At 45.2% G+C, this 11,684-nt stretch carries 24 protein-coding genes; all 24 read left to right on the forward strand.

Features of this window, described 5'->3' with window-relative positions:
* The coding region (tuf, locus tag AACU95_RS02730) for an elongation factor Tu (protein WP_017627866.1) at positions 1–1,184 on the forward strand (1,184 nt) is incomplete at its 5' end.
* Between the two features lie 202 nt (positions 1,185–1,386).
* Positions 1,387–1,584 (forward strand): bacterioferritin-associated ferredoxin, encoded by a 198-nt coding sequence (gene bfd, locus AACU95_RS02735; protein ID WP_004246968.1) that lies wholly within the window; start codon positions 1,387–1,389, stop codon positions 1,582–1,584.
* A 77-nt stretch (positions 1,585–1,661) separates the two neighbouring features.
* The gene (gene bfr, locus AACU95_RS02740; protein ID WP_004246967.1) at positions 1,662–2,135 is read left to right on the forward strand and encodes a bacterioferritin; all 474 of its coding nucleotides are present in this window, start codon (positions 1,662–1,664) and stop codon (positions 2,133–2,135) included.
* A 365-nt stretch (positions 2,136–2,500) separates the two neighbouring features.
* Positions 2,501–2,812, forward strand: a complete 312-nt coding sequence (rpsJ, locus tag AACU95_RS02745; RefSeq protein ID WP_001181005.1) for a 30S ribosomal protein S10 — start codon at positions 2,501–2,503, stop codon at positions 2,810–2,812.
* A 32-nt stretch (positions 2,813–2,844) separates the two neighbouring features.
* On the forward strand, positions 2,845–3,474 hold the full coding sequence (gene rplC, locus AACU95_RS02750; RefSeq protein ID WP_004246966.1) for a 50S ribosomal protein L3: 630 nt from the start codon (positions 2,845–2,847) through the stop codon (positions 3,472–3,474).
* A gap of 16 nt (positions 3,475–3,490) precedes the next feature.
* Positions 3,491–4,096, forward strand: coding sequence for a 50S ribosomal protein L4 (gene rplD / locus AACU95_RS02755; protein ID WP_004246964.1), 606 nt, complete (start codon positions 3,491–3,493; stop codon positions 4,094–4,096).
* Positions 4,093–4,395, forward strand: a complete 303-nt coding sequence (gene rplW, locus AACU95_RS02760) for a 50S ribosomal protein L23 (protein WP_004246962.1) — start codon at positions 4,093–4,095, stop codon at positions 4,393–4,395. Before rplD ends, rplW begins: the two co-directional genes overlap by 4 nt.
* A 19-nt stretch (positions 4,396–4,414) precedes the next feature.
* Positions 4,415–5,239, forward strand: coding sequence for a 50S ribosomal protein L2 (rplB, locus tag AACU95_RS02765; protein WP_004246961.1), 825 nt, complete (start codon positions 4,415–4,417; stop codon positions 5,237–5,239).
* Between the two features lie 14 nt (positions 5,240–5,253).
* Positions 5,254–5,532, forward strand: a complete 279-nt coding sequence (rpsS, locus tag AACU95_RS02770) for a 30S ribosomal protein S19 (RefSeq protein ID WP_004246960.1) — start codon at positions 5,254–5,256, stop codon at positions 5,530–5,532.
* A gap of 14 nt (positions 5,533–5,546) precedes the next feature.
* On the forward strand, positions 5,547–5,879 hold the full coding sequence (gene rplV, locus AACU95_RS02775) for a 50S ribosomal protein L22 (protein WP_004246959.1): 333 nt from the start codon (positions 5,547–5,549) through the stop codon (positions 5,877–5,879).
* Between the two features lie 17 nt (positions 5,880–5,896).
* Entirely contained in the window at positions 5,897–6,598 is a 702-nt protein-coding gene (gene rpsC, locus AACU95_RS02780; RefSeq protein WP_004246958.1) for a 30S ribosomal protein S3, read from the forward strand.
* 12 nt (positions 6,599–6,610) lie between these two features.
* The gene (gene rplP / locus AACU95_RS02785; protein ID WP_004246957.1) at positions 6,611–7,021 is read left to right on the forward strand and encodes a 50S ribosomal protein L16; all 411 of its coding nucleotides are present in this window, start codon (positions 6,611–6,613) and stop codon (positions 7,019–7,021) included.
* Positions 7,021–7,212, forward strand: coding sequence for a 50S ribosomal protein L29 (gene rpmC, locus AACU95_RS02790; RefSeq protein ID WP_004238624.1), 192 nt, complete (start codon positions 7,021–7,023; stop codon positions 7,210–7,212). The genes rplP and rpmC overlap by 1 nt, the downstream gene beginning before the upstream one ends.
* The gene (gene rpsQ / locus AACU95_RS02795) at positions 7,212–7,466 is read left to right on the forward strand and encodes a 30S ribosomal protein S17 (RefSeq protein ID WP_004246956.1); all 255 of its coding nucleotides are present in this window, start codon (positions 7,212–7,214) and stop codon (positions 7,464–7,466) included. Before rpmC ends, rpsQ begins: the two co-directional genes overlap by 1 nt.
* A 176-nt stretch (positions 7,467–7,642) precedes the next feature.
* Positions 7,643–8,014: a 50S ribosomal protein L14 gene (gene rplN / locus AACU95_RS02800; protein ID WP_004246955.1), complete on the forward strand. Its 372-nt coding sequence runs from the start codon at positions 7,643–7,645 to the stop codon at positions 8,012–8,014.
* A 10-nt stretch (positions 8,015–8,024) separates the two neighbouring features.
* Entirely contained in the window at positions 8,025–8,339 is a 315-nt protein-coding gene (rplX, locus tag AACU95_RS02805) for a 50S ribosomal protein L24 (protein ID WP_004246953.1), read from the forward strand.
* A gap of 13 nt (positions 8,340–8,352) precedes the next feature.
* Positions 8,353–8,892 (forward strand): 50S ribosomal protein L5, encoded by a 540-nt coding sequence (gene rplE, locus AACU95_RS02810; RefSeq protein WP_004246952.1) that lies wholly within the window; start codon positions 8,353–8,355, stop codon positions 8,890–8,892.
* A gap of 12 nt (positions 8,893–8,904) precedes the next feature.
* The gene (rpsN, locus tag AACU95_RS02815; protein ID WP_004246951.1) at positions 8,905–9,210 is read left to right on the forward strand and encodes a 30S ribosomal protein S14; all 306 of its coding nucleotides are present in this window, start codon (positions 8,905–8,907) and stop codon (positions 9,208–9,210) included.
* Positions 9,211–9,242: 32 nt separating this feature from the next.
* Positions 9,243–9,635 (forward strand): 30S ribosomal protein S8, encoded by a 393-nt coding sequence (gene rpsH, locus AACU95_RS02820; protein ID WP_004246950.1) that lies wholly within the window; start codon positions 9,243–9,245, stop codon positions 9,633–9,635.
* Between the two features lie 14 nt (positions 9,636–9,649).
* On the forward strand, positions 9,650–10,183 hold the full coding sequence (gene rplF, locus AACU95_RS02825) for a 50S ribosomal protein L6 (RefSeq protein WP_161737168.1): 534 nt from the start codon (positions 9,650–9,652) through the stop codon (positions 10,181–10,183).
* A gap of 9 nt (positions 10,184–10,192) precedes the next feature.
* Positions 10,193–10,546, forward strand: a complete 354-nt coding sequence (gene rplR, locus AACU95_RS02830; protein ID WP_004246947.1) for a 50S ribosomal protein L18 — start codon at positions 10,193–10,195, stop codon at positions 10,544–10,546.
* 14 nt (positions 10,547–10,560) lie between these two features.
* A complete protein-coding gene (gene rpsE / locus AACU95_RS02835; RefSeq protein WP_004246946.1) occupies positions 10,561–11,061 on the forward strand; it encodes a 30S ribosomal protein S5 in 501 nt (166 codons plus the stop codon).
* Between the two features lie 5 nt (positions 11,062–11,066).
* Positions 11,067–11,246: a 50S ribosomal protein L30 gene (gene rpmD, locus AACU95_RS02840; protein WP_012368690.1), complete on the forward strand. Its 180-nt coding sequence runs from the start codon at positions 11,067–11,069 to the stop codon at positions 11,244–11,246.
* Positions 11,247–11,249: 3 nt separating this feature from the next.
* A complete protein-coding gene (gene rplO / locus AACU95_RS02845; protein ID WP_004246944.1) occupies positions 11,250–11,684 on the forward strand; it encodes a 50S ribosomal protein L15 in 435 nt (144 codons plus the stop codon).

Here is an 11,684-nt window from a genome sequence, read left to right on the forward strand (position 1 = left end):
TGTCTAAAGAAAAATTTGAACGTTCAAAACCGCACGTTAACGTTGGTACTATCGGCCACGTTGACCACGGTAAAACAACTCTGACTGCTGCAATCACTACAGTTTTAGCTAAAACTTACGGTGGTGCTGCTCGTGCATTCGACCAAATCGATAATGCGCCAGAAGAAAAAGCGCGTGGTATCACCATCTCTACTTCACACGTAGAATACGATACTCCAACTCGCCACTACGCACACGTAGACTGCCCAGGTCACGCCGACTATGTTAAAAACATGATCACTGGTGCTGCGCAAATGGACGGAGCTATTCTGGTAGTAGCAGCAACTGATGGTCCAATGCCACAAACTCGTGAGCACATCCTGTTAGGTCGTCAGGTTGGTGTTCCTTACATCATCGTATTCCTGAACAAATGTGACATGGTAGATGATGAAGAGCTGTTAGAATTAGTTGAAATGGAAGTTCGTGAACTTCTGTCTCAATACGATTTCCCAGGTGATGACACTCCAGTAATCCGTGGTTCAGCGCTGAAAGCACTGGAAGGCGAAGCAGAGTGGGAAGCAAAAATTGTTGAATTAGCAGAAGCACTGGATTCTTATATCCCAGAGCCAGAGCGTGCAATTGACAAACCATTCCTGTTACCAATCGAAGATGTATTCTCAATCTCAGGTCGTGGTACAGTAGTTACTGGTCGTGTAGAGCGTGGTATCATCAAAGTAGGTGATGAAGTTGAGATTGTTGGTATCAAAGAAACCGCAAAAACAACTTGTACTGGCGTTGAAATGTTCCGTAAATTACTTGACGAAGGTCGTGCAGGTGAGAACGTAGGTGTTCTGCTGCGTGGTACAAAACGTGAAGAAATCGAACGTGGACAAGTACTGGCGAAACCAGGTTCAATCAACCCACACAACAAATTTGAATCAGAAGTTTATATTCTGAGCAAAGATGAAGGTGGTCGTCACACGCCATTCTTCAAAGGCTACCGTCCACAGTTCTACTTCCGTACAACTGACGTAACTGGTACTATCGAATTACCAGAAGGCGTAGAAATGGTAATGCCAGGCGACAACGTGAACATGATCGTTGAACTGATCCACCCAATCGCAATGGACGAAGGTTTACGCTTCGCAATCCGTGAAGGTGGCCGTACAGTAGGTGCGGGTGTTGTTGCTAAAGTATTAGGTTAATTCCTAGCTTTATTATTTTTGAAAAGGGCATCTGATGATGCCCTTTTTTAGTTTATGCCTCTATTAACGATAACTAGCTTATTGCCATTATTCATTTTTTATTATCATCAGCACAATTAGATAGATCTGTACGATAAATAGAAATTGAAATAACAATGATTATCATTTACTATCTTGATAGGTAGTTAATGAGGTCGTTATTATGTATGTCTGTCTGTGTCATGGTGTGAGTGATAAAAAAATTATCTCTACTGTTCATAAACATCAAATTCGAACAATCAATCAATTGCGTCAAATCCTACCTGTAGGCAGTTGTTGTGGTAAATGTATACGTCAAGCTCGTCAACTTATAGATGATGAACAACACCTCCTTTATCCTCAAATTTCTGAAGTTGCATAACATTTTTTAATATTCCTTTCTCTCTACTTTGTATAAAAGGTCTACACTAAAAAGACTGGAAGCAAAGGAGCATAAAAATGAAAGGTGATAAAAAAATGATAGCCCACCTTAATAAATTATTAGGTGGTGAACTTGTTGCAATTAATCAGTATTTCTTGCATGCCCGTATGTTTAAAAACTGGGGATTTACTCGCCTTAATGCGATGGAATACCATGAATCTATTGATGAAATGAAGCATGCTGATAAATATATTGAGCGTATTTTATTTTTAGAAGGTATCCCTAACTTACAAGATTTAGGAAAACTCAATATCGGTGAAGATGTTGAAGAGATGTTGCGTTCAGATCTTGAACTCGAACTAGGGGGAGCAAAAGACTTACGTGAAGCTATCGCTTATGCTGATTCAATTCATGATTATGTGAGCAGAGATCTGATGCTAGAAATCTTAACGGATGAAGAAGGGCATATCGATTGGATTGAAACCCAACTGGAGCTTATTGAACGTATCGGACTACAAAACTATCTTCAAGCGCAAATGATTGAAGAGTGATTTCATCTTTTAGCAAAAAAGAAGTATTAATCTTTCTTTATTGCTATCTATCGAATTTATAAAAACAAAGGTAACGCTATTGTTGCCTTTGTTTTTTATTTTTTAAGTTCAATTTGCTGTGGCTAGATAATTTTTATCGCTGTTTTTTTATTCTTGGCTTGATTTCATCTCTCAGGCAAGTATAATGCGCAGGCTCACTGATTTAGTGGGGCTGATTTATCAGCTAATGCAGATTTTTTTATTGCATTAATATAATACTCCCGATTGGGGAGTTATATGCAGAACGATTACACTCTCTCATCAATCGAAATGGGTACGAGTAGTAATCATTTACGTTTATAAAAAATAGTTGGAGCTCTGGTCTCATGCAGAACCAAAGAATCCGTATCCGCCTGAAAGCTTTTGATCATCGTCTGATTGATCAATCAACTGCGGAAATCGTAGAGACTGCTAAGCGCACAGGTGCGCAAGTTCGTGGTCCAATCCCACTGCCGACTCGCAAAGAGCGTTTCACAGTGTTGATTTCTCCGCACGTTAATAAAGATGCGCGTGATCAGTATGAAATTCGCACTCACAAACGTCTGGTTGACATCGTTGAGCCAACCGAGAAAACCGTTGATGCTCTGATGCGTCTGGATCTGGCTGCCGGCGTAGACGTGCAGATCAGCCTAGGTTAATCAGGTCATCAAGCGATTGAGAGGTTGAAACAATGATTGGTTTAGTCGGTAAAAAAGTAGGAATGACTCGTATCTTCACTGAAGATGGCGTTTCAATCCCTGTAACCGTTATCGAAATTGAAAACAACCGTGTTACTCAGGTCAAAGATCTAGAGAAAGACGGTTATCGTGCAATTCAGGTGACTACAGGTAGCAAAAAAGCGAACCGTGTACTGAAACCTGAAGCAGGTCATTTTGCTAAAGCTGGCGTTGAAGCTGGCCGCTTACTGCGTGAATTCCGTCTGAACGAAGGCGAAGAATACACTGTAGGTCAAAGCATTAGTGTAGAAATTTTCGCTGACGTTAAAAAAGTCGACGTTACTGGAACATCTAAAGGTAAAGGTTTTGCTGGTACTGTAAAGCGCTGGAACTTCCGTACTCAAGATGCTACCCACGGTAACTCCTTGTCTCACCGCGTTCCGGGTTCTATCGGTCAGAACCAGACTCCGGGTCGTGTATTTAAAGGCAAGAAAATGGCAGGTCAACTGGGTAACGAACAAGTTACCGTTCAGAGCCTGGAAGTAGTACGTGTTGACGCTGAGCGCAACCTGCTGCTGGTCAAAGGTGCTGTCCCAGGTGCAACTGGCAGTGACCTGATCGTTAAACCAGCTGTCAAGGCGTAACGTCGAGGAGATAGGAATGGAATTGGTAATGAAAGACGCGCAAGGCGCGCTGACTGTTTCCGAAACTACCTTCGGGCGTGACTTTAACGAAGCGCTTGTGCATCAAGTAGTCGTTGCATACGCTGCTGGTGCTCGTCAAGGTACTCGTGCTCAGAAAACTCGTGCTGAAGTTTCTGGTTCAGGCAAAAAGCCATGGCGCCAGAAAGGTACAGGTCGTGCACGTTCAGGTTCAATCAAGAGCCCAATTTGGCGCTCTGGTGGTGTTAGCTTCGCAGCTAAACCACAGGACCACAGTCAAAAAGTAAACAAAAAGATGTACCGCGGTGCTCTGAAGAGCATTCTGTCAGAACTGGTACGTCAAGATCGTCTGATCGTCGTAGAGAAGTTCTCTGTTGAAGCGCCTAAAACTAAGCTTTTAGCACAGAAACTGAAAGATATGGCTCTGGAAGATGTACTGATTGTCACAGCAGAAGTTGATGAGAATCTGTATTTAGCAGCACGTAACTTATACAAAGTAGACGTTCGTGATGCAGCAACAATCGATCCAGTTAGCTTAATCGCCTTCGACAAAGTCGTCATGACTGCTGACGCTGTGAAGCAAGTTGAGGAGATGCTGGCATGATCCGTGAAGAACGTCTGCTGAAAGTACTGCGCGCGCCGCATGTATCTGAAAAAGCTTCTATCGCGATGGAAAAATCAAATACCATCGTTCTCAAAGTTGCTAAAGACGCGACCAAAGCAGAGATTAAAGCAGCTGTACAAAAACTGTTTGAAGTCGAAGTTGAAAGTGTTAACACTCTGCTGATGAAAGGCAAAGTGAAACGTCACGGTCAGCGTATTGGTCGTCGTAGCGACTGGAAAAAAGCTTACGTCACCCTGAAGGAAGGCCAGAATCTGGACTTCGTCGGCGGCGCTGAGTAAGTCGGAGGAGTAAAGAACAATGGCAATTGTTAAATGTAAACCTACGTCTCCGGGCCGTCGCCACGTAGTTAAAGTGGTAAACCCAGAGCTGCATAAAGGGAAACCTTATGCGCCATTGCTGGAAAAGAACAGCAAATCCGGTGGTCGTAACAACAATGGTCGTATCACTACCCGTCATATCGGTGGTGGTCACAAACAGGCTTACCGTATTGTTGACTTTAAACGCAACAAAGATGGTATCCCTGCGACAGTAGAACGTCTGGAATATGATCCAAACCGTTCAGCTAACATCGCTTTAGTGCTGTATGCTGATGGTGAACGCCGCTACATCCTGGCTCCAAAAGGCCTGAAAGCGGGTGATAAAGTTCAATCTGGCGTTGATGCTGCTATCAAAACGGGTAACACCTTACCAATGCGTAATATCCCGGTTGGTTCTACCGTTCATAACGTAGAAATGAAACCAGGTAAAGGTGGTCAGTTAGCTCGTTCAGCTGGTACTTACGTTCAAATCGTTGCGCGTGATGGTGCTTATGTCACTATCCGTCTGCGTTCTGGTGAAATGCGTAAGATCCCTTCTGATTGCCGTGCAACTATCGGTGAAGTAGGTAACTCTGAGCACATGTTACGCGTTCTGGGTAAAGCTGGTGCAAGTCGCTGGCGTGGTATTCGTCCTACCGTTCGCGGTACTGCGATGAACCCAGTAGACCACCCACACGGTGGTGGTGAAGGTCGTAACTTTGGTAAACACCCAGTAACACCTTGGGGCGTTCAAACCAAAGGTAAGAAGACTCGTAAAAACAAACGCACTGAACACTTTATCGTTCATCGTCGTACTAAGAAATAATTAGAGGATAAGCCATGCCACGTTCTCTCAAGAAAGGTCCATTTATTGACCTGCACTTGCTGAAGAAGGTAGAGAAAGCGGTGGAAAGCGGTGACAAAAAGCCTGTTAAGACTTGGTCCCGTCGTTCAACGATCTTTCCTAACATGATCGGTTTGACCATCGCTGTCCATAATGGTCGTCAGCATGTTCCAGTTTACGTTTCCGACGAAATGGTTGGTCACAAACTGGGTGAATTCGCGCCGACCCGTACTTATCGCGGTCATGCAGCCGATAAAAAGGCTAAGAAGAAATAAGGTAGGAGGAAGAGATGGAAACTATCGCTATACATCGCCACGCTCGTTCTTCTGCTCAGAAGGTTCGCCTGGTGGCAGACCTGATTCGCGGTAAGAAAGTGTCGCAAGCTCTGGAAACTCTGACCTATACCAACAAGAAAGCTGCTGGTTTAGTGAAGAAAGTACTCGAGTCTGCTATTGCTAATGCAGAACACAACGATGGCGCTGACATTGATGATCTGAAAGTAGCTAAGATCTTTGTTGACGAAGGTCCTTCTATGAAGCGCATTATGCCTCGTGCAAAAGGCCGTGCAGATCGTATTCTGAAGCGCACCAGCCACATCACTGTGGTTGTGTCCGATCGCTGAGACTCTGGAGACTAGCAATGGGTCAAAAAGTACATCCTAATGGTATCCGCCTTGGCATTGTCAAGCCTTGGAATTCCACATGGTATGCGGGTACCAATGAATTCGCTGACAACCTAGACAGCGATTTTAAAGTGCGCCAGTACTTAACTAAAGAACTGGCAAAAGCATCTGTATCTCGTATCGTTATCGAACGTCCTGCGAAAAGCATCCGTGTGACTATTCACACTGCTCGCCCAGGTATCGTTATCGGTAAAAAAGGTGAAGATGTAGAAAAACTGCGTAAAAACGTAGCGGATATCGCTGGCGTTCCTGCGCAAATTAATATCGCCGAAGTACGTAAACCTGAACTGGACGCAAAATTAGTTGCTGACAGCATCACTTCACAGCTGGAACGTCGTGTTATGTTCCGTCGTGCTATGAAGCGTGCGGTACAGAACGCAATGCGTTTAGGCGCTAAAGGTATTAAAGTGGAAGTAAGTGGTCGTTTAGGCGGCGCTGAAATCGCTCGTACTGAATGGTATCGTGAAGGTCGTGTACCTCTGCACACTCTGCGTGCAGATATCGACTACAATACCTCAGAAGCACATACTACTTATGGTGTGCTCGGCGTTAAGGTATGGATCTTCAAAGGTGAGATCCTGGGTGGTATGGCTGCGGTTGAACAGGCGGAAAAACCAGCCGCTCAACCTAAAAAGCAGCAGCGTAAAGGCCGCAAGTAAGGAGAGTCGCTGATGTTACAACCTAAGCGTACAAAATTCCGTAAAGTGCATAAAGGCCGCAACCGTGGCTTAGCTATAGGTACGGATGTAAGCTTCGGGACTTACGGTCTTAAAGCTGTGGGCCGTGGTCGTCTGACTGCACGTCAGATCGAAGCGGCACGTCGTGCAATGACCCGTGCAGTTAAGCGTCAGGGTAAAATCTGGATCCGTGTGTTCCCAGACAAACCAATCACTGAAAAGCCGCTCGAAGTCCGTATGGGTAAAGGTAAAGGTAACGTGGAGTATTGGGTTGCCTTGATCCAGCCAGGTAAAGTCCTATATGAAATGGATGGTGTGCCTGAAGAAGTGGCCCGTGAAGCATTTCAGCTAGCGGCAGCAAAACTGCCTATCAAAACCACCTTTGTAACTAAGACGGTGATGTAATGAAAGCAAAAGAGCTGCGCGAAAAGAGCGTTGAAGAGCTGAACACTGAATTGCTGAACTTACTGCGTGAGCAGTTCAATCTGCGTATGCAGGCAGCAAGTGGTCAGTTACAACAGTCTCATCTGTTGAAACAAGTGCGTCGTAATATCGCACGCGTTAAGACTTTACTGACTGAGAAGGCGGGTGCGTAATGACCGATAAAATCCGTACTCTGCAAGGTCGTGTGGTAAGTGACAAAATGGAAAAATCTGTTGTTGTTGCTATCGATCGTATGGTGAAACATCCATTATATGGTAAATTCATCCGTCGTACGACTAAACTGCATGTACATGACGAGAACAACGAATGTGGCATGGGTGACGTAGTAGAAATTCGTCAAACACGTCCTATCTCTAAGACTAAGTCTTGGGCGTTAGTTCGCGTTGTAGAAAAAGCTGTTCTGTAATAAAATAGCCTTTTCGTACGAAATAAACGGCTCAAAACTGAACGAGCCGTTTATTTTTTCTGTCCATATCGAGAATGTGGTGTTATAATGCCGCTCCCTCGTATTATGGGATATTGAACGGCCTCTTCTAATGTGGAAGTGGCTCAGTAGTAGTTGACATTTAGCGGAGCACTAAAATGATCCAAGAACAGACTATGCTGAACGTGGCCGACAACTCCGGTGCACGTCGCGTAATGTGTATCAAGGTTCTAGGTGGCTCGCACCGTCGCTACGCAGATGTAGGTGACATCATCAAAATTACCATTAAAGAAGCAATTCCACGTGGTAAAGTTAAGAAAGGTGATGTACTGAAAGCGGTAGTGGTGCGCACCAAGAAGGGTGTTCGTCGCCCTGACGGTTCTGTCATTCGCTTCGATAGCAACGCTTGTGTATTGTTAAACAACAACAGCGAGCAAGTTATTGGTACGCGTATTTTTGGGCCGGTTACTCGTGAACTTCGTAACGAGAAGTTTATGAAAATAATCTCTCTGGCACCTGAAGTACTCTAAGGAGCAGGCAATGGCAGCGAAAATCCGTCGTGAAGACGAAGTTATCGTGCTAACTGGTAAAGATAAAGGTAAGCGCGGTAAAGTAAAACAGGTTCTTTCTTCTGGTAAAGTTATCGTTGAAGGTATCAATCTGGTTAAAAAACATCAGAAGCCAGTACCGGCTCTGAACCAACCAGGTGGCATCGTTGAAAAAGAAGCTGCAATTCAAGTTTCTAACGTTGCAATCTTCAATGCGGCAACCGGCAAGGCTGACCGTGTAGGTTTTAGATTCGAAGACGGCAAAAAAGTTCGTTTCTTCAAATCTAATAAAGAAACTATCAAGTAATTTGGAGTATACGATGGCGAAACTGCATGATTACTACAAAGACGAGGTAGTCCAAAAACTGATGTCTCAGTTTGGTTACCATTCTGTCATGCAAGTCCCTCGGGTCGAGAAGATCACCCTGAACATGGGTGTTGGTGAAGCAATTGCTGATAAAAAACTGCTGGATAATGCAGCAGCTGATTTAGCAGCAATCTCAGGTCAAAAACCTCTGATCACCAAAGCACGCAAATCTGTTGCAGGCTTCAAAATCCGCCAGGGCTATCCGATCGGCTGTAAAGTGACCCTGCGTGGCGAACGCATGTGGGAGTTCTTTGAACGTCTGATCTCTATTGCTGTACCACGTATCCGTGACTTCCGTGGTTTGTCCGCTAAATCATTCGATGGACGTGGTAACTACAGCATGGGCGTGCGTGAACAAATCATCTTCCCTGAAATCGATTACGATAAAGTGGATCGTGTTCGTGGTTTGGATATTACCATTACTACGACTGCGAAATCTGATGATGAAGGTCGCGCATTGTTAGCAGCGTTTAACTTCCCGTTCCGCAAGTAAGGCAGGGCATTCATGGCTAAGAAATCTATGAAAGCACGTGATGTAAAACGTGCGAATTTAGCTGAGAAATTCTTCGCAAAACGCGCAGAACTGAAAGCTATCGTTTCAGATGTAAACGTATCTGATGAAGATCGTTGGAATGCTGTTCTGAAACTGCAAACACTGCCACGTGATTCAAGTCCTTCACGTCAGCGTAACCGCTGCCGTCAAACTGGACGTCCGCACGGTTTCCTGCGGAAATTTGGCCTAAGCCGTATTAAAGTCCGTGAAGCCGCTATGCGCGGTGAAATCCCGGGCCTTAGAAAGGCTAGCTGGTAATCACCCTAATTGAATCACGGGAGTAAAGACAGATGAGCATGCAAGATCCCATCGCGGATATGCTGACCCGTATCCGTAACGGTCAGGCCGCGAATAAAGTTGCGGTCACAATGCCTTCCTCCAAGCTGAAAGTGGCGATTGCCAACGTGCTTAAGGAAGAAGGTTATATCGAAGATTTTAAAATTGAAGGCGACACTAAGCCAGAACTGGAAATCACTTTAAAATATTTCCAAGGTAAGGCTGTAGTAGAAAGCATTCAGCGCGTAAGCCGTCCAAGTCTGCGCATCTATAAAAGAAAAGATGAGCTGCCACAAGTTATGGCAGGACTGGGCATCGCTGTTGTTTCTACCTCAAAAGGTGTTATGACTGATCGTGCAGCTCGCCAAGCAGGTCTTGGTGGCGAGATTATCTGCTACGTAGCTTAATTCGGGAGGAAAGAATGTCTCGTGTGGCAAAAGCACCCGTCGTCATTCCTGCCGGCGTAGAGGTTAAACTCAACGGTCAGGTAATTACGATTAAGGGTAAAAACGGCGAGCTTACTCGTACTATCCATAATGCAGTTGAAATTCAACATGCTGACAACCAACTAACTTTCGCACCACGCGATGGTTATGCTGATGCATGGGCACAAGCGGGTACTACTCGTTCACTGCTAAATGCAATGGTTGTAGGTGTTACCGAAGGCTTCACTAAGAAACTGCAACTGGTAGGTGTAGGTTATCGTGCGTCTGTTAAGGGCAACATAGTTAACTTATCAGTAGGTTATTCACATCCAGTGGAACACCAACTGCCAGCAGGCATCACTGCTGAATGTCCAACACAAACTGAAATCCTACTGAAAGGTGCGGATAAGCAAGTGATTGGTCAAGTAGCAGCTGAACTGCGTGCTTACCGTCGCCCTGAACCTTATAAAGGTAAAGGTATTCGTTACGCCGACGAAGTTGTGCGTATCAAAGAGGCTAAGAAGAAGTAAGGTAACACTATGGATAAGAAAGCAGCTCGTATCCGTCGTGCGACCCGCGCACGCCGTAAGCTCCAGGAACTGGGTGCGACTCGCCTGGTGGTACATCGTACCCCTCGCCATATTTATGCGCAGGTTATTGCACCAAACGGTTCTGAAACTTTGGTGGCCGCTTCTACTACAGAAAAAGCTATCATTGAGCAACTGAAAAACACTGGAAACAAAGAAGCAGCAGCAGTAGTTGGTAAAATTGTTGCTGAACGCGCTCTGGAAAAAGGTATCAAATCAGTATCATTTGACCGTTCCGGTTTCCAATATCATGGTCGAGTCCAGGCACTGGCAGATGCTGCCCGTGAAGCTGGCCTTCAGTTCTAAGGTAGGAGTGTAAGATGGCTCACATCGAGAAACAAGCTGGCGAACTGCAGGAAAAGCTGATCGCGGTAAACCGCGTATCGAAAACCGTTAAAGGTGGTCGTATCTTTAGCTTCACCGCTCTTACAGTAGTTGGTGATGGTAATGGCCGCGTTGGTTTTGGATATGGCAAAGCTCGCGAAGTTCCGGCAGCAATCCAGAAAGCGATGGAAAAAGCCCGTCGCAATATGAAAACCGTCGCTTTAAACAACGGTACTCTGTTCCACCCTATTAAAGGTACTCATACAGGTTCTCGCGTATTTATGCAGCCTGCTCATGAAGGTACTGGTATCATCGCAGGTGGTGCAATGCGTGCAGTTCTAGAAGTGGCTGGCGTTCGTAACGTACTGGCTAAAACCTATGGTTCCACGAATCCGATTAACGTCGTTCGTGCAACACTGGACGCTTTAGATAGCATGAAGTCTCCAGAAATGGTCGCAGCTAAGCGTGGTAAATCCGTTGAAGAAATTCTGGGGTAATGACCATGGCTAAGACTATTAAAATTACTCAAACACGCAGTTTAATCGGCCGTCTGCCTAAACATAAGGCAACTATGGCTGGTTTAGGTCTGCGTCGCATCGGTCACACTGTAGAACGCGAAGATACACCAGCAGTTCGCGGTATGATCAACTTGGTTTCCTATATGGTTAAAGTTGAGGAGTAAGAGATGCGTTTAAATACTCTGTCTCCGGCTGAAGGTGCCAAGCATGCGCCTAAACGTGTAGGTCGTGGTATCGGTTCTGGCCTAGGTAAAACTGGCGGCCGTGGTCACAAAGGTCAGAAATCTCGTTCTGGCGGTGGCGTACGTCGTGGTTTTGAAGGTGGTCAGATGCCTTTATACCGTCGTTTACCAAAATTTGGTTTTACTTCACGTAAATCATTCGTGACTGCGGAAATCCGTCTGTCTGATTTGGCTTATGTTGAAGGCGATGTAATCGATCTGAATGCACTGAAAGCCGCAAACGTTGTTGGCCCACAGATTGAATTTGCAAAATTAATTCTGTCTGGCGAGGTTAACCGTGCAGTGACTATTCGTGGTCTGCGTGTTACCAAAGGTGCCCGTGCAGCAATCGAATCAGCTGGCGGTAAAATTGAGGAATAA

This window comes from Proteus sp. G4415 (assembly GCF_963896075.1).
GTDB lineage: Bacteria > Pseudomonadota > Gammaproteobacteria > Enterobacterales > Enterobacteriaceae > Proteus > Proteus mirabilis.

Coding starts and splice junctions, on each gene's coding strand:
- bfd (WP_004246968.1), top strand. CDS start 1,387: ATGTATGTCTGTCTGTGTCATGGTGTGAGTGATAAAAAAATTATCTCT.
- bfr (WP_004246967.1), top strand. CDS start 1,662: ATGAAAGGTGATAAAAAAATGATAGCCCACCTTAATAAATTATTAGGT.
- rpsJ (WP_001181005.1), top strand. CDS start 2,501: ATGCAGAACCAAAGAATCCGTATCCGCCTGAAAGCTTTTGATCATCGT.
- rplC (WP_004246966.1), top strand. CDS start 2,845: ATGATTGGTTTAGTCGGTAAAAAAGTAGGAATGACTCGTATCTTCACT.
- rplD (WP_004246964.1), top strand. CDS start 3,491: ATGGAATTGGTAATGAAAGACGCGCAAGGCGCGCTGACTGTTTCCGAA.
- rplW (WP_004246962.1), top strand. CDS start 4,093: ATGATCCGTGAAGAACGTCTGCTGAAAGTACTGCGCGCGCCGCATGTA.
- rplB (WP_004246961.1), top strand. CDS start 4,415: ATGGCAATTGTTAAATGTAAACCTACGTCTCCGGGCCGTCGCCACGTA.
- rpsS (WP_004246960.1), top strand. CDS start 5,254: ATGCCACGTTCTCTCAAGAAAGGTCCATTTATTGACCTGCACTTGCTG.
- rplV (WP_004246959.1), top strand. CDS start 5,547: ATGGAAACTATCGCTATACATCGCCACGCTCGTTCTTCTGCTCAGAAG.
- rpsC (WP_004246958.1), top strand. CDS start 5,897: ATGGGTCAAAAAGTACATCCTAATGGTATCCGCCTTGGCATTGTCAAG.
- rplP (WP_004246957.1), top strand. CDS start 6,611: ATGTTACAACCTAAGCGTACAAAATTCCGTAAAGTGCATAAAGGCCGC.
- rpmC (WP_004238624.1), top strand. CDS start 7,021: ATGAAAGCAAAAGAGCTGCGCGAAAAGAGCGTTGAAGAGCTGAACACT.
- rpsQ (WP_004246956.1), top strand. CDS start 7,212: ATGACCGATAAAATCCGTACTCTGCAAGGTCGTGTGGTAAGTGACAAA.
- rplN (WP_004246955.1), top strand. CDS start 7,643: ATGATCCAAGAACAGACTATGCTGAACGTGGCCGACAACTCCGGTGCA.
- rplX (WP_004246953.1), top strand. CDS start 8,025: ATGGCAGCGAAAATCCGTCGTGAAGACGAAGTTATCGTGCTAACTGGT.
- rplE (WP_004246952.1), top strand. CDS start 8,353: ATGGCGAAACTGCATGATTACTACAAAGACGAGGTAGTCCAAAAACTG.
- rpsN (WP_004246951.1), top strand. CDS start 8,905: ATGGCTAAGAAATCTATGAAAGCACGTGATGTAAAACGTGCGAATTTA.
- rpsH (WP_004246950.1), top strand. CDS start 9,243: ATGAGCATGCAAGATCCCATCGCGGATATGCTGACCCGTATCCGTAAC.
- rplF (WP_161737168.1), top strand. CDS start 9,650: ATGTCTCGTGTGGCAAAAGCACCCGTCGTCATTCCTGCCGGCGTAGAG.
- rplR (WP_004246947.1), top strand. CDS start 10,193: ATGGATAAGAAAGCAGCTCGTATCCGTCGTGCGACCCGCGCACGCCGT.
- rpsE (WP_004246946.1), top strand. CDS start 10,561: ATGGCTCACATCGAGAAACAAGCTGGCGAACTGCAGGAAAAGCTGATC.
- rpmD (WP_012368690.1), top strand. CDS start 11,067: ATGGCTAAGACTATTAAAATTACTCAAACACGCAGTTTAATCGGCCGT.
- rplO (WP_004246944.1), top strand. CDS start 11,250: ATGCGTTTAAATACTCTGTCTCCGGCTGAAGGTGCCAAGCATGCGCCT.